General features: G+C 57.6%; 25 protein-coding genes, 1 pseudogene and 2 riboswitches. Of the genes and pseudogenes, 9 read left to right on the top strand and 17 right to left on the bottom strand.

The genetic code is table 11. From position 1 onward, the window contains the following. Nucleotide 1: 1 nt before the first annotated feature. A complete protein-coding gene (gene dalD, locus AC3EMD_RS08115; protein WP_032736020.1) occupies nt 2-1,369 on the bottom strand; it encodes a D-arabinitol 4-dehydrogenase in 1,368 nt (455 codons plus the stop codon). Between the two features lie 206 nt (nt 1,370-1,575). Between dalD and AC3EMD_RS08110 the strand changes: the two genes are divergently transcribed. Then, nucleotides 1,576-2,517 carry a sugar-binding transcriptional regulator gene (locus AC3EMD_RS08110; protein WP_110227612.1) on the top strand — a complete coding sequence of 314 codons (942 nt, stop codon included), beginning with the start codon at nt 1,576-1,578 and terminating at the stop codon, nt 2,515-2,517. A gap of 81 nt (nt 2,518-2,598) precedes the next feature. Here the strand turns inward: AC3EMD_RS08110 and fbaB are convergent, their stop codons facing one another. The 3 genes from fbaB to thiM form a co-directional block, all read right to left on the bottom strand. Beyond that, nucleotides 2,599-3,651, bottom strand: a complete 1,053-nt coding sequence (fbaB, locus tag AC3EMD_RS08105; RefSeq protein ID WP_004201578.1) for a class I fructose-bisphosphate aldolase — start codon at nt 3,649-3,651, stop codon at nt 2,599-2,601. 147 nt (nt 3,652-3,798) lie between these two features. Then, entirely contained in the window at nt 3,799-4,599 is an 801-nt protein-coding gene (thiD, locus tag AC3EMD_RS08100) for a bifunctional hydroxymethylpyrimidine kinase/phosphomethylpyrimidine kinase (protein WP_023323018.1), read from the bottom strand. Further along, nucleotides 4,596-5,369, bottom strand: coding sequence for a hydroxyethylthiazole kinase (gene thiM, locus AC3EMD_RS08095; protein WP_072124584.1), 774 nt, complete (start codon nt 5,367-5,369; stop codon nt 4,596-4,598). The genes thiD and thiM overlap by 4 nt, the downstream gene beginning before the upstream one ends. A 34-nt stretch (nt 5,370-5,403) precedes the next feature. After that, nucleotides 5,404-5,501, bottom strand: a riboswitch (TPP riboswitch). A gap of 698 nt (nt 5,502-6,199) precedes the next feature. On the opposite strand from thiM, the gene AC3EMD_RS08090 reads away from it, so the two are divergent. Continuing rightward, the gene (locus AC3EMD_RS08090; protein ID WP_077270014.1) at nt 6,200-6,505 is read left to right on the top strand and encodes a hypothetical protein; all 306 of its coding nucleotides are present in this window, start codon (nt 6,200-6,202) and stop codon (nt 6,503-6,505) included. Nucleotides 6,506-6,792: 287 nt separating this feature from the next. Here AC3EMD_RS08090 and AC3EMD_RS08085 read toward each other — a convergent pair whose 3' ends face one another. From AC3EMD_RS08085 to AC3EMD_RS08070, 4 genes and pseudogenes are all read right to left on the bottom strand, one after another. Further along, a complete protein-coding gene (locus tag AC3EMD_RS08085) occupies nt 6,793-7,182 on the bottom strand; it encodes a hypothetical protein (protein ID WP_248179026.1) in 390 nt (129 codons plus the stop codon). Between the two features lie 94 nt (nt 7,183-7,276). Continuing rightward, nucleotides 7,277-7,459: pseudogene (locus tag AC3EMD_RS08080) on the bottom strand (integrase); the annotation flags it as partial. Nucleotides 7,460-7,656: 197 nt separating this feature from the next. Continuing rightward, entirely contained in the window at nt 7,657-8,487 is an 831-nt protein-coding gene (locus tag AC3EMD_RS08075; RefSeq protein ID WP_131024889.1) for an AbiJ-NTD4 domain-containing protein, read from the bottom strand. Between the two features lie 38 nt (nt 8,488-8,525). Continuing rightward, nucleotides 8,526-9,803: a tyrosine-type recombinase/integrase gene (locus AC3EMD_RS08070; RefSeq protein WP_302074019.1), complete on the bottom strand. Its 1,278-nt coding sequence runs from the start codon at nt 9,801-9,803 to the stop codon at nt 8,526-8,528. 67 nt (nt 9,804-9,870) lie between these two features. Beyond that, a riboswitch (TPP riboswitch) is annotated at nt 9,871-9,967 on the bottom strand. 184 nt (nt 9,968-10,151) lie between these two features. On the opposite strand from AC3EMD_RS08070, the gene AC3EMD_RS08065 reads away from it, so the two are divergent. Beyond that, complete coding sequence (locus tag AC3EMD_RS08065; RefSeq protein ID WP_012541051.1) at nt 10,152-10,574, top strand: universal stress protein; 423 nt, start codon at nt 10,152-10,154, stop codon at nt 10,572-10,574. Here the strand turns inward: AC3EMD_RS08065 and AC3EMD_RS08060 are convergent. Further along, nucleotides 10,571-11,485: a LysR family transcriptional regulator gene (locus AC3EMD_RS08060; RefSeq protein WP_181404843.1), complete on the bottom strand. Its 915-nt coding sequence runs from the start codon at nt 11,483-11,485 to the stop codon at nt 10,571-10,573. The two genes, AC3EMD_RS08065 and AC3EMD_RS08060, sit on opposite strands and share 4 nt — an antisense overlap. A 120-nt stretch (nt 11,486-11,605) precedes the next feature. Between AC3EMD_RS08060 and AC3EMD_RS08055 the strand changes: the two genes are divergently transcribed. Beyond that, nucleotides 11,606-13,417 carry an adenine deaminase gene (locus AC3EMD_RS08055; protein ID WP_110227615.1) on the top strand — a complete coding sequence of 604 codons (1,812 nt, stop codon included), beginning with the start codon at nt 11,606-11,608 and terminating at the stop codon, nt 13,415-13,417. Nucleotides 13,418-13,419: 2 nt separating this feature from the next. After that, nucleotides 13,420-14,763 (top strand): NCS2 family permease, encoded by a 1,344-nt coding sequence (locus AC3EMD_RS08050; RefSeq protein ID WP_050887508.1) that lies wholly within the window; start codon nt 13,420-13,422, stop codon nt 14,761-14,763. Here AC3EMD_RS08050 and AC3EMD_RS08045 read toward each other — a convergent pair. Next, a complete protein-coding gene (locus AC3EMD_RS08045) occupies nt 14,753-15,652 on the bottom strand; it encodes a LysR family transcriptional regulator (protein ID WP_023323022.1) in 900 nt (299 codons plus the stop codon). The genes AC3EMD_RS08050 and AC3EMD_RS08045 overlap by 11 nt on opposite strands. Before the next feature lie 183 nt (nt 15,653-15,835). Between AC3EMD_RS08045 and AC3EMD_RS08040 the strand changes: the two genes are divergently transcribed. Both AC3EMD_RS08040 and AC3EMD_RS08035 read left to right on the top strand, forming a co-directional pair. Then, nucleotides 15,836-16,153, top strand: a complete 318-nt coding sequence (locus AC3EMD_RS08040) for an RcnB family protein (RefSeq protein WP_110227616.1) — start codon at nt 15,836-15,838, stop codon at nt 16,151-16,153. Further along, the gene (locus AC3EMD_RS08035) at nt 16,128-16,589 is read left to right on the top strand and encodes a GNAT family N-acetyltransferase (protein ID WP_022064805.1); all 462 of its coding nucleotides are present in this window, start codon (nt 16,128-16,130) and stop codon (nt 16,587-16,589) included. The genes AC3EMD_RS08040 and AC3EMD_RS08035 overlap by 26 nt, the downstream gene beginning before the upstream one ends. On the opposite strand, the gene apbC is transcribed toward AC3EMD_RS08035, so the two are convergent. Beyond that, complete coding sequence (apbC, locus tag AC3EMD_RS08030) at nt 16,586-17,695, bottom strand: iron-sulfur cluster carrier protein ApbC (RefSeq protein ID WP_008804054.1); 1,110 nt, start codon at nt 17,693-17,695, stop codon at nt 16,586-16,588. The two genes, AC3EMD_RS08035 and apbC, sit on opposite strands and share 4 nt — an antisense overlap. 153 nt (nt 17,696-17,848) lie before the next feature. Between apbC and metG the strand changes: the two genes are divergently transcribed. Beyond that, on the top strand, nt 17,849-19,882 hold the full coding sequence (metG, locus tag AC3EMD_RS08025) for a methionine--tRNA ligase (RefSeq protein ID WP_248179050.1): 2,034 nt from the start codon (nt 17,849-17,851) through the stop codon (nt 19,880-19,882). A gap of 110 nt (nt 19,883-19,992) precedes the next feature. On the opposite strand, the gene AC3EMD_RS08020 is transcribed toward metG, so the two are convergent. From AC3EMD_RS08020 to AC3EMD_RS08010, 3 genes are read right to left on the bottom strand one after another with little or no spacing between them, the layout of a single operon-like run. After that, nucleotides 19,993-20,463, bottom strand: coding sequence for a YehS family protein (locus AC3EMD_RS08020; RefSeq protein ID WP_008804053.1), 471 nt, complete (start codon nt 20,461-20,463; stop codon nt 19,993-19,995). A gap of 47 nt (nt 20,464-20,510) precedes the next feature. After that, nucleotides 20,511-21,230, bottom strand: coding sequence for a two-component system response regulator BtsR (gene btsR / locus AC3EMD_RS08015; RefSeq protein WP_008804052.1), 720 nt, complete (start codon nt 21,228-21,230; stop codon nt 20,511-20,513). Next, nucleotides 21,224-22,912: a sensor histidine kinase gene (locus AC3EMD_RS08010; RefSeq protein WP_002912760.1), complete on the bottom strand. Its 1,689-nt coding sequence runs from the start codon at nt 22,910-22,912 to the stop codon at nt 21,224-21,226. The genes btsR and AC3EMD_RS08010 overlap by 7 nt, the downstream gene beginning before the upstream one ends. A gap of 229 nt (nt 22,913-23,141) precedes the next feature. Between AC3EMD_RS08010 and AC3EMD_RS08005 the strand changes: the two genes are divergently transcribed. Next, complete coding sequence (locus AC3EMD_RS08005) at nt 23,142-23,255, top strand: protein YohO (RefSeq protein WP_002912762.1); 114 nt, start codon at nt 23,142-23,144, stop codon at nt 23,253-23,255. On the opposite strand, the gene AC3EMD_RS08000 is transcribed toward AC3EMD_RS08005, so the two are convergent. From AC3EMD_RS08000 to AC3EMD_RS07990, 3 genes are read right to left on the bottom strand one after another with little or no spacing between them, the layout of a single operon-like run. Then, entirely contained in the window at nt 23,230-23,967 is a 738-nt protein-coding gene (locus tag AC3EMD_RS08000) for an ABC transporter permease (RefSeq protein ID WP_063266729.1), read from the bottom strand. The genes AC3EMD_RS08005 and AC3EMD_RS08000 overlap by 26 nt on opposite strands. Beyond that, complete coding sequence (locus AC3EMD_RS07995) at nt 23,951-24,898, bottom strand: ABC transporter ATP-binding protein (RefSeq protein WP_302074018.1); 948 nt, start codon at nt 24,896-24,898, stop codon at nt 23,951-23,953. The genes AC3EMD_RS08000 and AC3EMD_RS07995 overlap by 17 nt, the downstream gene beginning before the upstream one ends. Next, complete coding sequence (locus AC3EMD_RS07990) at nt 24,891-26,048, bottom strand: ABC transporter permease (protein ID WP_302074017.1); 1,158 nt, start codon at nt 26,046-26,048, stop codon at nt 24,891-24,893. The genes AC3EMD_RS07995 and AC3EMD_RS07990 overlap by 8 nt, the downstream gene beginning before the upstream one ends. Nucleotides 26,049-26,051: the final 3 nt, after the last annotated feature.

Below are 26,051 nucleotides of genomic sequence, written 5' to 3'. Positions count from 1 at the left end.
TTTATTTAATCAGCGTGTAAACGGCGGCGACTTTCTCGCGCATCAGCGCCAGGAAATCCGCGTTATTGGCGAGGTCACCAAACAGGGCTTTATCGCGGGCATAGACAGCCACCGGATCCTGAGCCTCATACATCTCATGCACCGCCTGCGCATCCAGGATGCCGTCCTGGTACTGATAGGGCAGCGTTCCCTTATGCCACTGCTCCATAAAGACGAAGAACAGCGCCGGCAGCATGGCGGTCGCCTCAGGGCGGACGCCGCGCTGATAGCACTCCTGCAGCGTGGGGGCGATCATCGCCGGAATTTTCGAGAAGCCGTCGGCGGCGACGCGCTGGTTGGTGTCCTGGATATAGGGATTGGTAAAGCGCTTAAGCACCACATCCCGGTAGGTCGGCAGATCAATGCCGTTATCGCCGAGGCAGGGAATGACATCCTCCGTGACGTAGCGGTCGGCAATGGCGTAGATAACATCGGTCAGCGTGCTTTCATGAATATACTGCTGGCCAATTAAGGTTCCCGCCCAGGCAATGCAGCTGTGCGATGCGTTCAGAATGCGGATTTTCGCCTCTTCATACGGGATGACCGACTCGACCATCTCCACGCCGACCGCTTCCAGGTTCGGGCGGGCATCACGGAAGTGGTTCTCCACCACCCACTGGATAAAGGTCTCCCCCATCACCGGCGCTTTGTCATCAATCCCGGTTTGCGCTTTGATCCGGGCCGGCAGATCGGCCGCTGGACGCGGGGTGATGCGGTCCACCATGGTGTTCGGACAGGTGGTATTGGCCGCCATCCAGTCAATCACCGCCTGTTTGCCGGTGAGCTGCAGGAACTCGACCATGCCGTCGTGGAAACGCTCGCCGTTGTGGCGCACGTTGTCGCAGTTGAGCAGGGTCAGCGGCCCGGCGTCGTCGGCCATGCGCTTCTCCAGGATCCGCGCGAGGGTTCCATAAATGGTTTTGCACTCGCCTTGCAGGTCGGCCTGCAGATCGGGGTTACTGGTTTCCAGCTGATGGCGGGTGTTCAGGTAGTACCCCCCTTCCGTCACAGTAAAGGCGATAACTTTGGTCTGCGGGTTGGCCCCTTCGTTAATCAGCGGCTGCAGCCCGGCCTGCCACGGCAGCAATTTCTGGATAGAAGTGATTTCTTCATATTCGCGCTCCCCTTCCGGGCTGACGGTCTCCAGGACGTAACGTCCTCCCTGCGCCGCCAGCGCCTGCACCACCTGCTCGGCGTCGTTACGAATATTTCCTGCCGCGATGTGCCAGCGCTTATCCCCGGACGCTATCAGACGATGCAGATACCACGCCTGATGCGCGCGATGAAAAGAACCCAGACCGATATGAAGCCATGTGAATTGATTGTTCATGTTCTGTTCTCCTTGAGTTGATGGCGCCACTGTAATTGATCATTTGACCAAAATAAGAGCCACGGATCACAAAAGAACAATTACCCAATCAAATTACAAATGACCAATAAAGAGCAAAAGCTTGCCAGTTATGCCAACCACGGCGAGAATGCGGGTATTCGCCGGGCCAATTGCGAGCCCTGGTCAGCAACTTAGGGCGGGAAACCATGAGTAAAGAAGACGATATCCGGTTGGATCAGAAGGTGCGTGCCGCATGGATGTACTACATCGCCGGTCAGAATCAGAGCGAGATTGCCAGCCAGCTGGGTACCTCCAGACCGGTGGTGCAACGGCTGATCGCCGGCGCGAAAGAAGAAGGGATAGTGTCGATTAATTTGCACCATCCGGTAGCAAACTGCCTCGATTATGCGCAGTTGCTGCAGGAAAAGTATCGATTGATCGAGTGCAATGTGGTCCCCGCCTTTAGCGAAGAAAGCACCCTCGTCAGCGTGTCGTTTGGCTGCTATCAGCTGATGGCTCGCTATCTGCAGGATGATAAGGAGAAAATCATCGGCCTGGGCTCGGGCCTGACCCTGAAAAAAGCGCTGCAGCGCATCGATTTTGACAGCCTGAATACCCGCTGCGTGGCGCTGATCAGCGCCATGAACGCCGACGGGCAGTGCAACTATTACGATGACGTGCCCCTGCTGCTGACCCGCAAAATTAAGGCCAAGTACTATCAGTGGCCTGCGCCGCGCTACGCCCAGAGCGCGGAGGAGCATGAGATGTGGTGCACCAACCGCTTATTCCGCAGCGTCTCCGGCGTCGCCCAAGAGGCGGACGTGATTTTTGTCGGCATTGGTCCCCTGGGCACGCAAAGTCCGATCTTTAAAGACGGGTTTATCAATCAGGCGCAAATGGATGAGCTGACCGCGCGCGGCGGCATCGGAGAGATCCTCGGACGGTTTATCGATGCGGAAGGCCACGTGGTAGACAGCGAGATCAACCGCATGATCACCAGCTATGATATCCGTCAGAATCACTGCCCGCGTATTGCCGCGGCCTGTGGAGAATACAAACGACCGGCGATCCTGGCCGCCCTTAAAGGCGGCTGGATCAATGGTCTGGTGACCGATGAACATACCGCCCGCTGGCTGCTGACGCGGTAACGGCGCGGCCTGAAGGCGCATACACAACGGTAACCCCGGTGCGCGTCGCGCCACCGGGGATCCCAACGATACTCGTGCTTATCAGGCGATAGTCACTTTCCCGTCAAGGTAGACGTCCTGCACGGCATTGATCAGCTTCACGCCGTCAGCCATCGATTTCTTAAACGCCTTCCGGCCGAGGATCAGCCCCATACCGCCGGCGCGTTTATTGATCACCGCCGTGCGCACCGCGTCGGCAAGGTCGGTCTCCCCGCCCGCCGCGCCGCCGGAGTTAATCAGCCCGGCGCGGCCCATATAGCAGTTGGCCAGCTGGTAGCGCACCAGATCGATGGGGTTATCGCTGGTCAGTTTGCTGTACACCCGATCGTCGGTATAGCCGAAGTTAACCGCTTTGTAGCCGCCGTTATTCTCCGCCATTTTTTGCTTAACGATATCGGCGCCGATGGTGGCCGCCAGGTGGTTGGCCTGACCGGTCAGGTCCGCGGAGACATGATAGTCGACGCCATCTTTCTTGAACGCCGAATTGCGCAGATAGGCCCACAGCACGGTGACCAGGCCCAGCTCATGGGCCCGCTCAAAGGCGGCGGAAATCTCTTCTATCTGACGACGCGATTGTTCCGAGCCGAAATAGATCGTCGCTCCCACGGCCACCGCCCCCATATTGAACGCCTGCTCAACGCTGGCGTAGAGGGTCTGGTCGTATTCGGTGGGGTAGCTCAGCGTTTCGTTATGGTTGAGCTTCACCAGGAAAGGGATGCGATGCGCGTAGCGGCGCGACACCGAGGCCAGCACGCCGTAGGTCGACGCCACGCAGTTACAGCCGGCTTCGATCGCCAGCTCGACGATATTTTTCGGATCAAAGTACAGCGGGTTGGCGGCGAAGGAGGCGCCCGCCGAGTGCTCCACGCCCTGGTCAACCGGCAGAATGGAAAGGTAGCCGGTTCCCCCCAAGCGTCCGGTATTGTACAGGGTCTGCATATTGCGTAGCACCGCCGGTGGTCGGTTATTATCCACCATCACCCGATCAACATAATCTGCCCCAGGCAGATACAGCTGGTCGGCCGGAATGGTTATACAACGGTGCTGCAACAGGCTCTCGGCATCTTTGCCCAGCAACTGCGTAATATCAGTCATAGCAATCTCCCGTAAGGCCGGCCGAAGCCGGCATGCATTATCCCAACCCAATTTTTTTGGGCAGGTTAAGCCTGGTACCGACTTAGCCTATTTTCCAGCCGGGGGGCCATTTTTTCAGGAGATTCTGCTGTCCCGTTGCGCTGCCATTTACCACCAGGCGTGGAAATGGTGCACCGGCCCGATGCCGTGGCCCACTTCCAGAGAGTCGGCCTGCGCCAGGGCCGCCGACAGCCAGGCCTTCGCCTCGGCGACGGTGGCCGCCCAGTCCGCATGACGGGGGCGCAGCGCCGCCAGCGCGGCGGAGAGCGTGCAGCCGGTGCCGTGGGTATTTTTGGTCTGCACGCGAGGCGTGGTAAACCGCTGTTCCCCTTCGCGGGTGAAGAGCCAGTCCGGGCTTTCGGCGTCGTCGAGATGGCCGCCCTTCATTAATACCGCGCCGCAGCCCAGCGCCAGCAACGCCCGCCCCTGCTCCAGCATCTCGCGCTCGGTGCGCGCATGGGGGGCATCGAGTAGCGCGGCCGCTTCTGGCAGGTTCGGGGTGATCAATGACACCTGCGGCAACAATCGTTGACGCAGGGTCTCCACCGCGGAGGCCGACAGCAGCGGATCGCCGCTTTTCGCCAGCATGACGGTATCCAGCACCACGTTGGCCACCCGGTAGCGCGCCAGCCGCTCGGCCACGGCTTCCACAATATCGGTCTCCGCCAGCATGCCGATTTTGGTGGTATCGATACGCACATCGCCGAACACCGAGTCGAGCTGCGCGGCCACAAAATCCGGTTCGATGCGATAGACCGACTGCACACCGCGGGTATTCTGCGCCACCAGGGCGGTGATCACCGAGCAGCCATAGGCCCCCAGCGCGGAGAAGGTTTTCAGATCGGCCTGGATACCGGCCCCACCGCTGGGATCGGTGCCGGCGATGGTCAGGGCGTTGATGCGTTTCATCCCTGCACCTCCTGATACAGCACGTCGAGAAACGCCGGAATAAAGCTGCCAGGGCCTCCCTGACGGGCGGCGATCTCCCCGGCCTGCTTCATCAGCCCACAGGCGGCGGCCACGTTTTCCAGCCGGTCCCCCGGCAGCGCAGCGCTCGCCGCCACCACCGCCGACAGCGCGCAGCCGGTGCCCACCACCCGGGTCATCAGCGGATTACCCCCCACCACGCTGAGCACCCGCTCGCCGTCGGTGACGTAATCCACCTCGCCGGTAACCGCCACAATGGTGGTTAACTGACTAGCCAGCGCCTGGGCCGCCGGCAGCGCCGCGGCGGCCGTATCGGTGGTATCCACCCCGCGCCCGCCGGCGCTCATCCCGGCCAGCGCCAGAATTTCAGAGGCATTGCCGCGAATGGCCGCCGGCTGGAGGGCCAGCAGCTCATGACAAAAGGCCGTGCGCACGGTCAGGGCGCCGACCGCCACCGGATCCAGCGTCCAGGGCCTGCCGGCCTGACGGGCGTGCTCCACCGCGGCGCGCATCGCCACGGCGCGATCTTCGGTCAGGGTACCGACGTTAATTAACAGCGCATCGGCGATAGCGGCAAACTGCGCCGCTTCGCGGGGATCGATCACCATCGCCGGCGAGGCGCCGACGGCCAGCAGAACATTGGCGGTAAAGGTCTGCACCACGTCATTGGTCATGCAGTGCACAAGGGGGGAATGGGCGCGCAGCAGATGGCGCAGGTGCGCGACAGGCGCGGGATTCAGCAGCTCAGGCATGGTTTGCTCCCGCCAGACGAGGTAGAAGCAATGACCCTGCGGTCTCTGACTTCCCTACGCTGGCATTATCCAGATCAGGTGGTACGGGTATTTCTCAGCCTTCAACGAAGAAGGGCACCCCGAGTCATCGTGTTATTTTTCCTACACTTTTTCGTAGATTACTCCATTAAAAATCATTGAGCAAGTGAGGTTTTGATTAGTTCAAATTTTAGCCTTGTACCGCACTTTGTACCTCAGTTGATAGGTTGTGTTTTAACCATCCTCCAATCCTTCAGACACTGTAGTAAGGGGCCATATCATCAATTGATCTCCTCCCTGATTTTGGGCCAGGGTCAAAACCCGGAAATCTCAAAAAGTGCGTGGAACTAAAACGGGTGTGCTTACAATGGATGAAAGGGATAGCTAAGAAAATAGAAGTTGATTACATAGTTCTTTCTAGATTTAAGAATGGTGGGTATGAGACTGAATCTAAATTGATTAAAGTTAAATAGATGGAACCAAATCCAAGGGCCTTGTAATATTTTAGATATATGTCTAATTAATTATGAGGTTAACTATGGAACACACTTTATCTCTCTTACTGTTTACTGTTCTTGGGATGATAGCAGCCAATAAAAATGCAAGAGCTATCATCAAAGATATGATTCTTACTCAGTGGAATTTTATCAAGCCTGATAAGTGAACTTATTAACTTGTTATAGTTATCACTGATGTAGTAGTAATTGGTCAATCTGTTTTATCGATACGATCTAACTTTGTTATTGAAGGAAATGCATATTTACATTATTTTACACCGAACCCATGTCATAATTTTGGTGAATGTTAATAATATGAAAATTAAATTGATGATGATTGCTACAGTTAGTTTGATAACTCTAAGTGGTTGTTCCAGCGATCCTACAAGTATGTGGAATAGTCGTTATAATTTTAAATCTGTTGGTCAAGTAATGGAAATGTGCAACAGTGGCGACAAAGATGCATGTATTGCTGCTGGTCAAATGGGAACATTTGTTAATGGCATGAATGGGCTTAATAATGTTACTCAGCAGGGACTACAGCAACAGCAGCCACAACACACAATGACTACCACTACTTGTAACCATTTAGGTACTGGTGTTATTTGTAATTCTAATTAATATCTAAAACCCTTCTCAAATACGCCCCTAGAACGCTCTGTAATCAACCACAGGGCGTTTTCTTTATTAACCCCCTACCCTACCAGAAATATTTAAACATCTCAAAATCGCGTATAAGCAGCCTATGAATTTTCGCACATAATATATAAGAATTTTATTAACTATTATTTGTTGTCGCTATAGGTCGCCAACTACACTGTAAAACCATCTGTTGTTACACAACCTCATAAAGATTAAGACCAGAAGAAAAGGGCCGCTAAAAGCAGCCCTTATGAATTTATTATTTATTACAGTGTCTGTAGAAGCAATGGACAATTCATTTCATGATAGTATTTTCTTGAAATATAATTAATTTTATCATTGTTCATACCTTGTTTTTCCCACAATTGAGCCTCTTGTGATGCTACATATTCAGCATAGTTAATAATTTCCTCATCAACATTATAAGAAACATTATTAGCTTTGTTATTGAGTCTCCATTCTATAAGAGCTGCTTTTCTGAATATATCAACTTCACTTGATGGAATATCATATGTATCTGGTTTCTTACCTAATACTGACATATCACCGTAGAAAGCACAGGAAACATATGCTTGTGCTTTAGTTTCATGATCCATGCTATCAGCCATAGCAGGAACAGCAACCATCATACTTGCTATCAAAATTAAATATTTCATACCCCCCCTATCAACTATTTTTATCTTGTCATTAATGAAATTAATGACAGTGTTAGTAATACAAAACCCATCCACATTGTGAAGAACACTGTGCTTATCTCCATTCTATACCATCAATTACATAACAGATAGTTTGTAATGGGAATGTATGAAGATATCTTTTAGTTATACCCGCGCTTTTCTCGTGTCCTACTGTTTGTTGTAGAAGAGCAAGGTTAGATACCCATCCTGCTAAAGCTGTAGTACAGATACTGTGACGAATAGAATGCAATATCCTACTGTAAGCGCACCCCTTCTCTTATTTCCATCTCTATAATTTATATACAGCTATATGTAGTGTTATATACGCTTTGCATCGTACCGATGCTCAGCACATTGTATTAACAATGGCATGTATAATAGATTTATAGCTACGCTATTACTTACTGCTGCCGCATTAAAAATGCGAGGTATAATAGCACCCCGCAATATTATTTAATCAGCCATTTTAGACACAAGATAATTACTAAAGGCGCTACATATCACCAGCATATAACGAGCTTCTTCTAATGTGGGCTCCTCACTATCATCTGTTAACGCGTGACGTATTCCACCCTGGTCACTTGTATACCCATATAGCTGTTGGAATGCTCGTTTCATTGCTGGATGAATATGTCCTTTATCCTCAATAGTTTTAAGGCAATCCCCAAGAGTCCCTTTCTCATTACCAGAGATCTTCTTGCACAATGATTCTATGGCAGAGATAGATTCTTTGATAGAGTTCCTAAAATCAGGTTGTTCTCTGTTAGATAGTAACTCTAATGCACATTCGAAATGTTTTCTTGAAGAATCACTGCCAGTATTAATCCCCTCCTGTATGCTCTCAACCTCAAGAGGGGTGGACACAGGAACAACCATACCATCAATAATGGAGTATGCTAGCCCTTCCGATTTGAAAACAGAATTCAAATATATTGATAAATCTTCGAAGTTTGTTCCACGAGTTTCATCAATAATAAACTCAACCAAATCATAAACATAGTACCAATGAGCACTTATTATCACTCTCTTAATTTCCCCTACTAAATCTGGGGCGCCTACTGAAGATGAATATATAGGGACTTTAGACGAATCATTTTTTAAAAAATTAATCCATACTCTTCGAGCAATAGTTTCAATTGTATCATCGGTTTGACGTTTATACTTTAATAACTCCTCATGGATGCAGTTCCAGATTGCCATTCTAGAGTCTTTATTAAGACTCTCCACCTGAATTACTTCTTCAACTTTAACGTGTCCATATCTTTGAGAGAACGGTCTAGCCATCGCTTATGTGCCTTTTTGCTGTGTTAATTATGTAGCGTTTACCGCCAGTTAAGTCCATCAATGATATGACATACGACGGACAGGGGGAAGGTGTGGATATACCTGCGCGTTATGCCTGTCCCCGTCTTCTCATGCCCTACTACTTGCTGCAAGTGAGTGATGTCATTCATCCATCCAGTGGCCGCTGTAACAACGCTATGTCTAAAGCTATGCAATATCCTCCGCTGGTTGTGGATGTCTCTGTATGGGATGTTAAGCTCTTCCCTGATATCTGACATCACCTTACCAATCTTAGCCATATTGGTTCCCGCTACTTCACTGAAAAGCTCCGTCTTCTTGCTTGCAGCAAAATCCAGAAAACCTAAATCAATAAGATGGTTATGGAGAGGAACCTCCCTCGCTGCGTTCTCAGTTTTTCCGTCCGTAATGAGTAGATAGTGACGATTACTATCATCGTCATATCTCACTTGTGATTTAGTGAGGGTGGCAATCTCTCCCCTTCTTGCTCCTGTATACGCAAGAAGTAGGATAATCCATTTGAGCCATTCAGGCTTGGCCTCTTCGATTGCATAACTGACAAAGCTCTTCATCTCACTATTTGTATAAGCCCCATAGCGAGCGCTAGACGGCGGAGCTATGACACCATCTGTAGGGGAAACTGTAAGTACGTCCTTTTCTTCCTGCAAAAATGTTTTAAACAAAGATTTATAAATTTTTAAATGCTTGTGAATCGCCTCCGTCCCTATCAGGTGTTCCTCCGGCACATCACACGCAATGAGCTGTTTTATATCCATAGGCCTGTAAGACTGTATGACTCGCTTAGGGAGGCCTTCTACCACCTCCATCACCTGCTTTATTTCCCTCTTTGTGATGGTAGCTACATCCCTATCATCTCCAAGTATGGTTAATAACACTTCCATATAGCGCTCATTTGCAGAGTGGATAGCAGCAGTCCATCCCTTCCCCAGCTCATGTTTGTATTGCGCCCAAGCTTCTCCTAAATGCAGCCCCTTCTTTTGCTCTATCTGCTTCTCTGGAGGAAGGGAGAGCGGCATAGAGAGCGGGAAAGCTCTAGCTGCCCTTTCAAGCATTCGATTAGTGTTAAGCGCGTTAAGCTGGAGACAGAGAGCTTCTGGAGTTAACTGGCGATTCTTAACCTGAAGGATAAAAGGCATTAAAGCTATCATCAAAACACTGGCCTCACGATGGCTATCAGTGTTCAGAGAGCGCCTAAACATTTTCCCATCTGGAAGGCAAAACTGAATGTAGTAGATAGAGTCCCGAAGGAAGGTATAGCGGATACGTTTGGTAAGCAAAATCAACACTGCCTCTGTTACAGTTCATACAGGAAAATGAACAGAAGCTTATGTAACGCAATGAATTATATAATAAAATTAACCCCCTACGCTGGCATTATCCAGATCAGGTGGTACGGGTATTTCTCAGCCTTCAACGAAGAAGGGCACCCCGAGTCAAAATAGTGAAATTGTTAAGCGTTGTGGAATTTACCGCAACTCACCGGTTCATACAACAAGCCTTTAGCCCTGCAACGACACCCGCGCGGCCATCATGCTTATCAAGCGACCGGGCGAGATTGCATTCCGCTGCTGGCGGGCGGAAAATGATGACATCATGCGCTATTTAGCCTACCGAGGATATACGCCATGGCCGTTTATCACCATGCGCTGGTACTGATTAACAGCAGTCAGGACGGCGTCCCGCTGCTCGAGCATGCCGCCAGAATGGCAGAAGAGAACGGCATGCGCATCACCATCGCCCACATCAGCACCGACTATCGGGCGCTGAACTATGTTTCCGACAGCCTGCGCGACGATCAGGTCTCGCAGGAGGTGATCCAGGCTAAGGCCCTGCTCAACGAGCTGGCCTGCACTGTCTCCCTGCCGGTTGAAACCCTCTCGCTGGTGACCACCCGCCGGTTTGAAGACGTGGAAACCTGCGTTCGGCAGCGGCAGATCGATTTAATTATTGCCGGGCACCATAATCGACTGCTGGGCGTCCTCTCCTCACACTCGCTGGAGTACATCAATCACTTAACCGCAGACGTGCTGATCAAGCACCTGCCCTAGCGCAATTCTCCCTGCAGCAGGGAAAAACAGGCTTCGATAAGCGGCGGCAGCGCCTGCGGGCCGCGCATCAGGGCCACCGTACGGGTCAGCGCCGGCTGCTGCAACTGGGCGACCTGGAGCGCCGGGTCCTGCAGATGGGTGGTGTACAGCGCCGGCAGAATGGCCACCGCTAAGCGCGAGCGCACCAGGCCATACAGGGTTTCGATATAGTCCACCTGGTAGCGGGTGGTCAGCGTCAGGCGATGGCTCTCCACTAATGCCGCCACCAGCCGTTGAATATTACCCTTCGAGAAGACGGCAATATCCCGCCCCACCAGCTGTTTCCACGGCAAGTGCGCCTGCGCGGCCAGCGGATCGTCACGGTGCAGCACCGCCACAAAGGGATCTTCGCGCAGCGGATAGACCAGCAGTTCAGCAGGCACTGAGCTGTCGATCGCCCCGATGCCGAAATCAATCTCGCCGCGCAGCAGCGCCTGGATAAGCGCATCGTTGGTCTGATCGTGAAATTCAATGCGCAGACGCGGAAAGGCCTTAGCCAGGGTCTGCGGCAGCAGCGGAAACAGCAGCGAACTGACCGACGGCACCAGACCGATACGCACTGTCCCGTCGCCGCCCGCCTCGACGATCTGCTGCATATCGAAAAAGGCCGCCTGCGCTACGCTGAGGATCCGCTGGGCGTGGGGTAAAATCGCCGCCCCCAGTTCAGTCAGGGTGACCGCCGAAGCGGTACGGTTGACCAGCTTGCCGCCGAGCACCGTTTCAATTTGCCGCAGCGCGCTGCTCAGCGCCGGCTGGCTAATCGCCAGCCGACTGGCGGTATCGGTAAAATGGCGCAGCTGGGCCAGGGTGACGAAATACTGAAGCTGTTTAAGAGAGAGCGCGGGCAGACGCTGCCAGGGTTCGTTCATTATCGGGTTCGCTACGGTGGTCCTGCACAATAACCCGAGCTTATCGGGTGATAAATTTATTCATCTGGGCAAACGTTTGCTGTGCCCATAGAGTATCCGCATTATCCTTGTGCCGGAGTGGTTATGTCCAGCAATGCTCAAGTCCGTCGTCGCGCCGTGCAGGCCGCGCGCGGCGAATCCCCGTTTGATCTGCTGCTGGTCGAGGCGCAGATCGTCGATATGGCCACGGGCGAAATTCGCCCCGCTGACGTCGGTATCGTCGGCGAAATGATCGCCAGCGTCCACCCGCGCGGCAGCCGCACCGACGCCCATGAAGTACGTTCCCTGGCCGGTGGCTACCTGTCCCCCGGCCTGATGGACACCCACGTACACCTCGAAAGCTCGCACCTGCCGCCGGAGCGCTACGCGGAAATCGTCCTCACCCAGGGCACCACCGCGGTGTTCTGGGATCCGCATGAGCTGGCCAACGTCCTCGGCGTCGAGGGCGTGCGCTACGCGGTTGACGCCAGCCGCCATCTGCCGCTGCAGGTGATGGTCGCCGCGCCGTCCAGCGTCCCCTCCACGCCAGGTCTCGAAATGTCCGGCGCCGATTTCGCCGGCGCGGAGATGGAGACCATGCTCGGCTGGCCGGAAGTGCGCGGTGTGGCGGAAGTGATGGATATGCACGGCGTGCTGCACGGTAGCGAGCGGATGCAGGAGATTGTCCAGGCCGGTCTCAACAGCGGCAAACTGATTGAAGGCCACGCCCGCGGCCTGAGCGGCGCTGATCTGCAGGCCTACCTCGCCGCCGGCGTCACCTCCGATCATGAACTGACCTCGGCGGACGACGCGCTGGAAAAACTGCGCGCCGGTCTGACGATCGAGATCCGCGGCTCGCACCCCTATCTGCTGCCGGATATCGTCGCGGCGTTAAAAACGCTGCCGCACCTCTCCTCGCAAATCACCGTCTGCACCGATGACGTGCCGCCGGATATGCTGCTGGAGAAAGGCGGGATCATCGCCCTGCTTAATCTGCTGATCGAGCACGGTTTACCGGCGGTCGATGCGCTGCGATTCGCCACCCTCAACGCCGCTCTTCGCCTGCAGCGCCACGATCTCGGGCTGATTGCCGCCGGGCGGCGCGCGGATCTGGTGGTGTTTGATTCCCTGGAGAAACTGGTGGCCCGTGAAGTCTACGTTGGGGGGGAACGGCTGGCCCATGCTGGCCGCCTGCTGAAGCCGATCGCCCCCGCGCCGGGCGTGACGCCGCCGCGCGATACTTTGCCGATCGCCCCCCTCCGCGCCGATGACTTTGTTCTGCGCGTCCAGGGCATTCGTCACGGCATCGCCCGCCTGCGTCATATCCGCGGCGCGCGCTTCACCCAGTGGGGCGAAGTGGAAGTGCAGGTTCGTGACGGGAAAGTCCAGCTGCCCGCCGGCTTCAGTCTGATCTGGGTTAAACACCGCCACGGCCGCCACCAGGCGACACCGCAAATCGCCCTGCTCGAAGGCTGGGGTGAGCTGCGCGGCGCCATCGCCACCAGCTACTCCCACGACTCGCACAATCTGGTGGTGCTCGGGCGCGACGCTGATGATATGGCGCTGGCGGCCAACCAGCTTATCGCCTCCGGCGGCGGGATGGCGCTGGCGCAACAGGGCGAGATCCTTGCCCATGTGGCAATGCCGATTGCCGGCATGCTGTCGGATCTCCCGGCCGCCGAGCTGGCGCGTCAGTTCCGCGAGCTGCGCGATCTGAGTAGCCAAGTCGCCGACTGGGAGCCACCGTACCGGGTGTTCAAGGCCATTGAAGGAACCTGCCTTGCCTGTAACGCCGGGCCGCATTTAACCGATTTGGGTCTGACCGACGGCGGCAGCCGTCAGATAGTCGACCCGTTGATAGCCTGCCGGGAGACCCCGGAGCCAACCGATCAGAACAATAATCCTCAGGGAGCCTGAGCATGGCCGATAACACACTTCACTCATCCGACCGCGCTAACTGGCTGGAGCGCCGCTTTGCGCTGCGCTCGCGCGGCGGTACGCTACGCACTGAATGCCTGGCCGGGATCACCGGCTTTCTCGCCGCCGCCTATTTACTGGTGGTCATCCCGGGGCTGCTGGCGATCGGCGGGATGGACAAAGGCGCCGCCACCACCGGCACCATTCTGGTCTTCGTCGTCGGCTCTCTGCTGATGGCGTTTTATGCCAACCTGCCGTTTATCGTTGGCCCGGGGATTGGCGGCTCGGTGCTGGTGGGAGTGACGCTGGCCGGTAGCGAAGGGATTGGCTGGCAGACTGGCCTCGGGATTGCCTGCTGGTCGGGGATCCTCTTCTTCCTGCTGACCCGCTTTGGCCTGCGCGAAGTGGTCACCCGCTCGGTACCGCAGTCGATCAAGCTGGGGCTAACGGCCTCCATCGGCCTGTTTGTCGCCGTCCTCGGCTTTCGCAATGCCGGGCTGGTGCTGGCCAATGCGAAAACCAACGCGCTGATGCTCGGCGACTTTCTCGCCCCCGGCGCGCTGGTGGCGCTGTGCGGCCTGTTCCTGGCGATAGCCCTGCAGGCGCGTAAGGTTCCGGGCGCGATTTTGTGGGCCATTCTGTGCGCCACGCTGGTGGGCATCCCCTTCGGCGTCACCCATCTGCCGACAAGTTTTATCGACGTTCCCCATTCGCTAACCCCGGTGCTGGGGCAGGTTGACCTGCTGGGGGCGTTAAACATCGCCTTCCTGCCGTTCCTGTTCGTCTTTTTCGCTTCTGAGTTTTTCTCCACCATGGGGACGACGCTGGCGGTGGGCGGCGAGGCGGGGCTGCTGGATGAAGAAGGCAACATGCCGCAGATTAATCGCCCGTTTATGGTCGATTCGATTGCCGCCGCGCTCGGCCCATGGGTGGGCATCCCGGCGGCGACGGCACTGATTGAGTCTTCGGCGGCAGCGGAAGCCGGCGGCAAAACCGGCCTCACCGCCCTGTCGGCGGCGGTAATGTTCCTGCTGATGCTGCTGTTCACGCCGGTGGCGTTGATGATCCCGAAAGAAGCCACCGCCCCAGCGCTGATCCTGATTGGCCTCAACATGTTCAGCGGCCTGCGCAAAGTGGATCTTGGCAACTTCACCGACGGGCTGCCGGTGCTGATGATGGTGATGATCACCCTTATCGCCAACAGCTTCGGCACCGGGATTGCCGGCGGGCTGCTGTTTTACATTGTGATCAAGGCTATCGCCGGCAAGTGGCGGGAAATCCCGATTGGCCTGTGGGTGCTGGCTGTCCCGCTGGGGTATTACTTCGCGACCTTAGTCAGGCATTAAGCCCTTCACAATGTGATTTCACCTCTTCATATAACAAACGCACCGCGGCAGAGAGCTGTTTGCGGTGCGGGCAAATCAGATTCAACGGCACCACATCCCCCTGATAACGCGGCAGCAGGCGCCGCAGGCGCCCCGCCCGCAGATCGTCGCTGACGTCGAGCATCGATTTATAGGCAATGCCCTCCCCGGCCACCGCCAGCCGACGGATCACCTCGGCGTCGTCGCTCATCACCGTGCCGGAGACCTTCTGCTGCTGAACCACTCCGTCGAGGCTCAGCGACCAGCGGTCGAACGGACGGCCGCGCAAAATGTAGATCAACGCATTGTGCTGGCTGAGCTCCTCGAGGGTCTGCGGTTCGCCGTGGCGGGCGATCCACTCAGGCGAGGCCACCAGCACCCGACGATTTTCCGGCGCCACCGGCAGCGAGATAAACGAGGCATCGTCGTTATTACCATAGCGAAACGCGACGTCCACCGGATCTTTAAACACGTCGGTTAGCTGGTCGGAAAAGAGCAACCGCAAACGCAGCGCCGGGTGGCGTTGGCGGAAATCACGGAACAGGGTCAGGAGCAGGTTACGCCCGAGGTCCGACGGCACGGCAATCTGCAACATGCCGCGAACTTCATCGTCCGGGGTCTGGATCTTCTGCAGACCGGCCTCGAGGGTATCGAGCATCTGGGTGGCGTAGGGCAGCCAGGTCTCCCCCTCCGGCGTCAGGCGCAGGCTGCGGGTCGAACGGGCAAACAGGCGAATATTGAGGATCGTCTCCAGACGCTTAATCGCCGCGCTGACCTGCGCCGGCTGCTGCCCGGATTCACGCGCCGCATCGCTAAAACTGCCCAGTGCCGCGGCGCGGACAAATAAGGTCAGATCTTCCAGCCTGAACATGCCGATTCTCCCCTGCTTCAGATTGCTCCCAAAATACGCATCACCGTCGCTGCAACGCAAGCGGCGCAAGACTTGTGCCGTGTTTTGCTTACACTTTTTAAAAATCCAGTGCTTGCCATTTCAGCAACGCATCAGGAATGATACGAGGCTGCTAATTTGAGTCCAGGTAATAATGAGGAAATTATGCGTAAAACAAAAATGATGCTTCTGGGCGTACTTATTGCCACCGCTGGCGCCAGCTGGACGGCTACTGCCGCGGGGATCGATCAGTATGCGCTGAAAGAGTTCACTGCCGATTTCACCCAGTTTCACATCGGCGACACCGTTCCGGCGATGTACCTCACCCCGGAATACAACATCAAACAGTGGCAGCAGCGTAACCTGCCTGCACCGGACGCCGGCAGCCACTGGACCTACATGGGCGGTAACTACGTGCTGATCACCGATACCGAAGGCAAAATTCTCAAAGTGTACGATGGCGAGATCTTCTATCATCGCTGATCCGCGCAACCTCCACGTCCGCCCCGGCGAGCCAGCGGACTCTCCGGCGCTGCGCCAGATCTTCCTGCGAGCGCGCAGTTTATCGTGGACCTGGCTTCCCGCCGCGGCGTGGCGGCTGGAGGATTTCGATGCCGCCACCGCGGATGAACAACTGTGGGTCGCGGAATGCGACGGCCAGCCGGTGGGCTTTGCCGCCGTATGGACCGCCGATAATTTCCTTCACCATCTGTTTGTCGACCCCGACTGGCAGGGCAAACATATCGGCAGCGCGCTGCTGGCGCAGGTCGAACAGAGCTTTACCGCCAGCGGAACGCTGAAATGCCTGATGGAAAATAAAAACGCCCTGCGCTTCTACCAGCGTCATGGCTGGACCATCGAAGCACAGGGCGCGTCGCCCGAGGGCAGATACTGGCTGATGCGCTCGCCGCGGCCTTAAACGGCGCGGAAGGCAATCTCACCCGGGATCACTTCTCCCTGCCAGTACATCTGGGCCGCCACCCGGCCCGCCAGCTGGCGGTAGATGTCGGTAAATTCGCTGTCCGGACGCGCCACCACCGTCGGCGTGCCGTTATCCAGATCTTCCCGCAGCGTAATATGCAGCGGCAGCTGACCCAGCAGCTGGGTGTGGTATTTCTCGGCCAGTTTTTGCGCGCCGCCGGTGCCGAAGATAGGCTCGTGGTGCCCGCAGTTGCTGCAGATATGCATGCTCATGTTTTCCACGATCCCCAGCACCGGCACTTCCACTTTCTCGAACATCACGATGCCTTTTTTGGCGTCGATCAGCGCGATGTCCTGCGGCGTGGTGACCACCACCGCGCCGGTCACCGGAATGTTCTGCGCCAGGGTCAGCTGGATGTCGCCGGTGCCCGGCGGCATATCCAGCACCAGGTAATCAAGATCCGGCCACAGGGTCTCCTGCAGCATCTGCATCAGCGCCTTGCTGGCCATCGGACCACGCCAGACCATGGCGTTGTCGTCGGTCACCAGGTAGCCGATAGAGTTGGTGGCCAGGCCATACTTGATGATCGGCGCCATATGGGTGCCGTCCGGTGAGGTCGGGCGACTGTCTTCGGCGCCCAGCATGGTCGGAATCGACGGACCGTAGATATCGGCATCAAGAATGCCCACCTTCGCCCCTTCCGCCGCCAGGGCCAGCGCCAGGTTTACGGCAGTAGAAGATTTACCGACGCCGCCTTTGCCGGAGCTGATGGCGATAATGTTCTTCACGCCGTTGACCCCGGGCTGGTTTTTCACGCGCTTGAGGGTCGCGATGCTGTGGGTCAGCTTCCAGTCGATGGCCTTCGCGCCAGTGATGCGCAGCAGCTCGGCGCTGCACTGCTCTTTCAGCACTTCGAAGGCGCTGCTCCAGACGAACGGCATCTGCAGCTCAATATGAACGGTATCGTCCAGCCAGGCGACATGGTGCAGCGCCTTGAGGGCGGTGAGATTATGCTTCAGGGTTGGGTGCTGGAAATTGGCCAGCGTCCCGGCGACCATCGCACGTAGGCGCTCAGGGGATTTGGCCTGGGATTGCGAATTCATCCCGACTCCTTTGTTGTTTTGAGATGCTTTCAGTAATCACAGAGTTTATCACAGCTAACGATTATCCATATATGGGCAGCCATTTATGGCGCACCCACAGCCCTTTTGGTAATATCGGAAGCCCTTTTTACAACAGAAGATGTAATGCTCACTATGACTCAAGTCGCGAAGAAAATTCTGGTAACGTGCGCCCTGCCGTACGCCAACGGCTCCATCCACCTCGGCCACATGCTGGAGCACATCCAGGCTGATGTCTGGGTCCGTTACCAGCGAATGCGCGGCCACGAGGTCAACTTCATCTGCGCCGACGACGCCCACGGCACGCCGATCATGCTCAAAGCGCAGCAGCTCGGTATCACACCGGAGCAGATGATTGGCGAGATGAGTCAGGAGCATCAGACCGATTTTGCCGGCTTCGACATCAGCTATGATAACTATCACTCGACGCACAGCGACGAGAACCGCGAGCTGTCGGAGCTTATCTACACCCGTCTGAAAGAGAACGGTTTTATTAAAAACCGCACCATCTCTCAGCTCTACGATCCGGAAAAAGGCATGTTCCTGCCGGACCGTTTTGTGAAAGGCACCTGTCCGAAGTGCAAATCTCCGGACCAGTATGGCGATAACTGCGAAGTGTGCGGCGCGACCTACAGCCCCACCGAACTTATCGACCCGAAATCGGTGATCTCCGGCGCTACGCCGGTAATGCGTGACTCCGAGCACTTCTTCTTCGACCTGCCGTCGTTCAGCGAAATGCTGCAGGCGTGGACCCGCAGCGGCGCGCTGCAGGAGCAGGTAGCGAACAAAATGCAGGAGTGGTTCGAATCCGGCCTGCAGCAGTGGGACATCTCCCGCGATGCGCCGTACTTCGGCTTCGAAATTCCCAACGCGCCGGGCAAATATTTCTACGTCTGGCTGGACGCGCCGATCGGCTACATGGGCTCCTTCAAGAACCTGTGCGACAAGCGCGGCGACACCACCAGCTTCGACGAATACTGGAAGAAAGACTCCACGGCCGAACTGTATCACTTTATCGGCAAGGACATTGTCTACTTCCACAGCCTGTTCTGGCCGGCGATGCTGGAAGGCAGCAACTTCCGTAAGCCGACCAACCTGTTCGTGCACGGCTACGTAACGGTTAACGGCGCGAAGATGTCCAAGTCGCGCGGGACCTTTATCAAGGCCAGCACCTGGTTAAATCATTTCGACGCTGACAGCCTGCGCTACTACTACACCGCCAAGCTCTCCTCGCGCATCGATGACATCGACCTGAACCTGGAAGATTTCGTGCAGCGCGTGAACGCGGATATCGTCAACAAGGTGGTTAACCTCGCCTCACGCAACGCCGGCTTTATCAGCAAGCGTTTCGACGGCGTGCTGGCCGCTGAGCTGGCCGACCCGGCGCTGTATAAAACCTTCACCGACGCGGCAGAAAGCATCGGTGAAGCATGGGACAGCCGCGAGTTCGGTAAGGCAATCCGCGAAATCATGGCCCTCGCCGACGTGGCTAACCGCTACGTCGATGAGCAGGCGCCGTGGGTGGTAGCGAAACAGGAAGGCCGCGACGCCGACCTGCAGGCCATCTGCACCATGGGCCTGAACATGTTCCGCGTGCTGATGACCTGGCTGAAGCCGGTGCTGCCGCAGCTGGCGGCGCGTGCGGAGGCATTCCTCAACAGCGAACTGAGCTGGGATGCCATTCAGCAGCCGCTGCTGGCGCATAAGGTGAATCCGTTCAAGGCGCTGTACAACCGCATCGAGATGAAACAGGTGGAAGCGCTGGTGGAAGCCTCTAAAGAAGAGGTGAAAGCCACCGCGGCGCCGGTCACCGGTCCGCTGGCGGACGATCCGATTCAGGAGACCATCACCTTTGACGATTTCGCCAAAGTCGATCTGCGCGTGGCGCTGATTGAAAACGCGGAATTCGTCGAGGGCTCCGACAAGCTGCTGCGCCTGACGCTGGATCTCGGCGGCGAAAAACGTAACGTCTTCTCCGGCATCCGCTCCGCTTACCCGGATCCGCAGCCGCTGATTGGCCGCCTGACGGTGATGGTCGCCAACCTGGCGCCGCGGAAAATGCGCTTCGGCATCTCCGAGGGCATGGTGATGGCCGCCGGCCCTGGCGGGAAGGATATCTTCCTGTTAAGCCCTGACGACGGCGCGAAGCCGGGTCAGCAGGTGAAATAACAAAAAAGCCGGAGAGTATCTCCGGCTTTTTTTTGCCCGGCGGCGCTACGTTTACACGGGCCTACGGGTTTTGTCGGCCGGGTAAGGCGAAGCCGCCACCCGGCTAAACATCACGCCTTCGGGTGATGCACCCGGTGGGTCAACCCGCGCAGGAAGTTGCGCATAAACTGATCCCCGCACTCGCGGTAGTTTTTATGCTCCGGGGCGCGCATCATGGCGGTGATTTCCGGCACCGACACCCGGTATTTCTGCTCGCTCATGATCGCCTGGATATCGTCCGTTTTCAGCGAGAAGGCGATCCGCAGCTTTTTCAGCACCGTGTTGTTATTCACCCGACGCTCCAGCGCCAGCTCCGGCGCCGAATCATCTTTGCCGCGCTTGTCATAGATAAGGCCGTTGAGGAAACCCGACAGGATAATATCCGGGCAGCGGACAAAACCCTCTTCATCCTCTTTCGTCATCCAGGTATCGAAGCTGGCGGCGGTGGATTCCATATCGGCAAGCGCAAGAATGCGCACCATATCGTTATTATTGGCTTTCAGGGTGTAGCGCAGGCTACGAAGAATATCATTACTGAGCATGAGTGCCTTTTACTGTCGATGTTGCAATGGGGCGCAGTGTAGCAGTTTTACAGGCCAATCGCTTCTTTCAGGCTTTTTAAATAGCGCCGGCTCACCGGCACCGTTTGCCCGGCGCGCATCAGCAGCTCCGCCTGGCCGTTCTCTTCCAGGCGAATTTCCTTCAGGTGCGCCATATTCACCAGATACTGGCGATGGCAGCGCAGCAGCGGCGTGCGGCTCTCGAGGGTGCGCAGGGTCAGCTCGGTAAAGCCCTCTTTTCCCTCGCGATCGGTCACGTAGATGCCGCTCATCCGGCTGCTGACGAAGGCCACATCCTCCATCTGCAGCAGCCAGATACGGCTGTGGCCGGTACAGGGAATGTATTTCAGCGTCTGCCGGGCATCATCCAGCAGCGACACGTCCTGCAGGCTGCGCTCCTGACGCAGGCGGGCCAGGGTTTTCTCCAGCCGCACGGCCTCAATCGGCTTGAGCAGATAGTCAAAAGCGTGCTCCTCAAAGGCTTTCACCGCGTACTCATCAAAAGCGGTGAGAAACACGATATAGGGGCGATGCTCCGGGTCGAGCATCCCGACCATCTCCAGACCGCTGATGCGCGGCATCTGGATGTCGAGAAACAGCACGTCAGGGCGCAGCTTATGTACTGCGCCAATCGCCTCCACCGCGTTGCCGCACTCGCCGACGATCTCGATATCGCGCTGAGTCTCCAGCAAAATACGCAGGTTTTCCCGCGCCAGCGGCTCATCATCGACGATCAATACTCTCAGCATGCATTCTCCTCCAGGGGCAGACGTAGGGTGACACGGGTAAAGCGCTCCGGCTCGCAGGTGACGCTGATGCCGCAGTCGGCGCCAAAACGCGCCCGCAGACGCCTGTCCACCAGATTCATCCCCAGTCCGCTGGCCTGGGGGTTGGCCCGGTACAGCCCGGCGTTATCTTCGATATCCAGCTGCAGCCAGCGATCGTCCTGGCTGGCGCGGATGGTAATTTCGCCGACGCCAAGATGTTGCGATGTACCATGCTTAATGGCGTTCTCCACGATCGGCTGCAGGGTGAAAGCGGGCAGCTGGTGATGCGCCAGCCCCTCGGGCACCGCCATCTGGATCTGCAGGTTAGCCTGGAAGCGAGCCTTCTCAATCTGCAGATAGGCGTTAACATGCTCGATCTCATCGGCAAGCGTGACAATTTCCGTCGGCCGTTTCAGGTTCTTACGAAAGAAGGTCGACAGATACTGCACCAGCTGGCCGGCCTGATCGCTGTCGCGGCGGATCACCGCCTTCAGCGTGTTAAGCGCGTTAAACAGGAAGTGCGGGTTGACCTGGGCGTGCAGGAGCTTGATTTCAGATTGCGTCAGCAGCGCCTTCTGCCGCTCGTACTGTCCGGCGAGGATCTGCGCCGACAGCAGCTGGGCAATCCCCTCCCCGAGGGTGCGGTTGATCGAACTGAACAGGCGATTTTTCGCCTCATACAGTTTAATGGTGCCTATCACCCGCTGGTTCTCACCGCGCAGGGGGATCACCAGCGTCGACCCCAGCTTACAGTGCGGATGAATCGAGCAGCGGTAAGGCACCTCGTTGCCATCGGCGTAGACCACCTCCCCGGTCTCAATCGCCCGTTGCGTATACGAGGAGGAGATAGGCTTGCCCGGCAGATGGTGATCGTCGCCGATGCCGGTAAACGCCAGCAGCTTGTCGCGATCGGTGATCGCCACCGCGCCGATATCCAGCTCCTGGATCAGCACCTGGGCCACCTTCATGCTGTTCTCTTCGTTGAATCCCTGACGCAGGATCCCCTCGGTCGACGCCGCCACCTTCAGCGCCGTGGCGGAAAAGGCGGAGGTGTATTTCTCGAACATCGCCCGTTTATCCAGCAGAATCCGCATAAACAGCGCCGCACCGACGGTATTGGTGACCATCATCGGCGCAGCAATGCTCTGCACCAGATGCAGGGCGTCCTGGAACGGGCGGGCAATCAGCAGAATGATCATCATCTGCACCAGCTCGGCCACGAAGGTGATCGCCCCGGCGGTCAGCGGGCTAAAGACCTTGTCCGGCCGGCCGCGTTTGACCAGCACGCTGTGCACCAGCCCGCCCAGCAGCCCCTCAACGATGGTGGAGACCATGCAGCTTAAGGCGGTCATTCCGCCCAGCGAGTAGCGGTGCAGGCCGCCGGTCAGCCCCACCAGCCCGCCGACCACCGGGCCGCCGAGCAGGCCGCCCATCACGGCGCCGATGGCGCGGGTGTTGGCGATGGAGTCTTCGATATGCAGACCGAAATAGGTCCCCATAATGCAAAAAATGGAGAAGGTGACGTAGCACAGCAGCTTGTGCGGCAGGCGAACGGTGACTTGCATCAGGGGGATAAACAGCCGGGTTTTGCTCATCAACCACGCGATGACCAAAAATACGCACATCTGCTGAAGCAGCAGCAACACCAGATCAAACTCGTACATACCCGCAAACCACACATGCCTGAAAGCGCGTACCATACCCTGCCTGGCGAAAACTTTCTTTGAAGCCCTGCATAAAAATGAAAAATGACGGACAGGATCACACTTTTTTCCGGCGCGTTGCGCAGCAAACGCGGCAAAAATCCCGGCGCGGCACGCTAAACCGCAATTAATGTTTCATTAACACCTGCGCTTCACCGTATAATCCCCCTGTTAACATCAGGAGCCTATTATGAAGCCAGCGAAAATCGCGGTCGTCACCCTCTTCTTACTTATGGCCATCGGCGGGATCAGCGGCGTAATGCTGGCCGGCTATTCCTTTATTGTGCGTGGCGGTGTCGGCTGATCCAGCGGGTCAGACGCTCAAACGCGCGGTCGACGATAATCGCCGCCAGCGCCACCAGCAGCGCCCCCTGAACAATATAGGCGGTATTAAAGCCGCTCAGGCCGATGATGATCGGCGTCCCGAGCGTACTGGCCCCCACCGTCGAAGCAATGGTCGCGGTACCAATATTGACGATGACCGAGGTGCGGATCCCCGCCAGTATTACCGGGGCCGCCAGCGGTAGCTCCACCTTATACAGACGCTGCCAGCCGGTCATTCCCATCCCTTCGGCCACCCCTGTCACCCCCGACGGTATCGACCCCAGCCCGGCCAGCGTCCCCTGCAACACCGGCAGTATGCCATACAGCGCGAGGGCGATGAGCGCGGGCAGCCAGCCAAATCCCAGCACCGGCACCGCCATCGCCAGCACCGCCACTGGCGGAAAGGTCTGCCCGATAGCGGCGATGGTCTCCACCAGCGGGCGAAACGCGCTGCCGGCGGGCCGGGTAACTGCGATCCCGGCCGCCAGGCCCACAGCGGTTGCCGCGAGACTGGACGCCACCACCAGCCAGCCGTGATCGAGGGTTAGCGCCCAGAAGCTCTCCTGCTGATAGACCGGCCGCGGCAGCTCCGGGAACAGCCGACTGAACAGCGGCGCGCTGTAGGGCAGCCCTACCAGCAGGCCGATAAACAGCGCGATAAGCCACCACAGCGGCTCACGAAGCGCCTTCATGGCTCGCCTCCTGGCGCAGCAGATCGGCAAAATGCAGCGTGCCGCAGGGCCTGCCTTCGGCATCGACCACCGGCAGCGCCTCGCAGCGCCGGGCGACAAACTGCGACAGCGCTTCCCGCAGGGTCATGGTGACGGTCAGCCCCTCGCCCGCCAGCCGTTCGCCGGGACGCAAATAGTCCCCCACCTCGCGCAGCGACAGCAGGCGCACGCCCAGCTCGCTGCGGCCAAAAAAGGTCTGCACAAAGCTATTTTTCGGCCGCAGGAGCATCTCCAGCGGCGCCCCCTGCTGGACCACCTCGCCCCCGTCCATCAGCACCAGGTGGTCCGCCAGACGCAGCGCTTCGTCAATATCATGGGTCACCAGCACAATCGTCCGCCCCAACAGGCGGTGGATGCGGAGCATCTCCTGCTGCAGCGCCTCGCGGGTCACCGGGTCGAGGGCGCCGAAGGGCTCATCCATCAACAGCACCTCCGGATCCGCCGCCAGCGCCCGCGCTACCCCCACCCGCTGCTGCTGGCCGCCGGAAAGCTGATGCGGGTAACGGTCGCGCAGCGTCGCCTCCAGCCCTAACAACGCCATCAGCTCGTCGATCCGGTCGGCGATCCTCGCCCGCGGCCATTTTTGCAGCTGCGGCACAGTGGCGATATTCTGCGCCACCGTCCAGTGCGGAAACAGGCCGATGGACTGGATGGCATAGCCCATCCGCCGTCGCAGGGTCAGGACCGGCTGCTGACGGATGTCCTCGCCGCCAAAACGAATAGTGCCCCGGTCCGGCTCCAGCAGGCGGTTGATCATCTTCAGCGTCGTCGACTTGCCCGAGCCGGAGGTCCCCACCAGCACCGAGAAGGCGCCTTCGCGCAGCTCCAGGGTCAGGTCCTTCACCGCCGGGTGGCCGGCAAACACTTTGCTGACCCCTTCAAACTCAATCATTGGCCTCTCCTTTTAGCCAGGCGCCCCACAGGGCGAACAGGGCATCCACCACCAACGCCAGGGCAATGGTCGGCACCACGCCCAGCAGCACCAGATCCAGCGCACTGCTCAGCAGCCCCTGAAACACCAGCGCGCCAAAACCGCCGGCGCCGATCAGCGCGGCCACTACCGCCATGCCGACGGTTTGCACGCTGACCACCCGCAGGCTGCGCAACAACACCGGCATCGCCAGCGGAAGCTGCACCTGACGAAAGCGCTGCCCGGCGCTCATGCCCATCGCCGTCGCGCTCTCCAGGGCGTCCTGCGGCACCTGCTGCAGGCCGGTCACTACCCCGCGCACCAGCGGCAGCAGCGCATACAAAGTCAGGGCGATCAGGGCCGGCGCCACGCCGGTCCCGGAGACGCCCAGCTCGCCCAGCGCCGGGAAATAGCGCGCCAGACCGGCAAGTGGCGCAATCAGCAGGCCGAACAGCGCCACCGACGGGATAGTCTGGATCACATTGAGCACGGTGAAGGCCGGCGCCTGCCAGCGCGGACGTCGCCACAGCCATACCCCCAGCGGCAGGCCAATGAGCAGGCCCGGCAGCAGGGTGCCGAACAGCAAAAGCAGATGCTGGCGCAGCGCGTCGTCAAATACCTCCTGACGGTTGGCATACTCCTTCAGCAGAGAGAGCTGATCGAGCGCCCCGGTAGCAAGCAGGATGATGGGCAACAGCCAGACTTGCGCATTAAGCAGCCAGCGCCACAGCGGCCGGACGGTAAGATGACGGATGGCCTCGCTGGCCAGCAGCAGACAAAGCGCCAGCGACAGCCACAGGCCGCTGCCGGGCGAGGTGCGCGCCAGCGGCGAGCCGTGCCGGGAGAGCTCAAGCGCCGCCTGTCCGCTGCCCCAGATAAGCAGCGGGAAGAACAGTTCGGCCAGCAGCAGGTGAAGAAGCGGCGCGGCCCTGCCTGGCAACCAGCAAAGCAGCATCCCGGCAAGGACTGCCGCCATCTGAACGCCGGCGAGCCAGGGCATCACCTGCCACAGCCCGCGCCCTTCGCCGGAGAGTAAGCGATTCGGCGCGTAAGTAATAAACGGCAGCGCCAGCGTAACCAGCAGCAGACCTGTCAGCAGCAGGCCGACGCGGTGAGTACAGCGAATGGTCACCGG

The organism is Klebsiella sp. PK18 (genome assembly GCF_057784655.1).
Note: the sequence above shows the minus strand (reverse complement) of the source record. Positions and strands in the feature narration are given on the sequence as shown.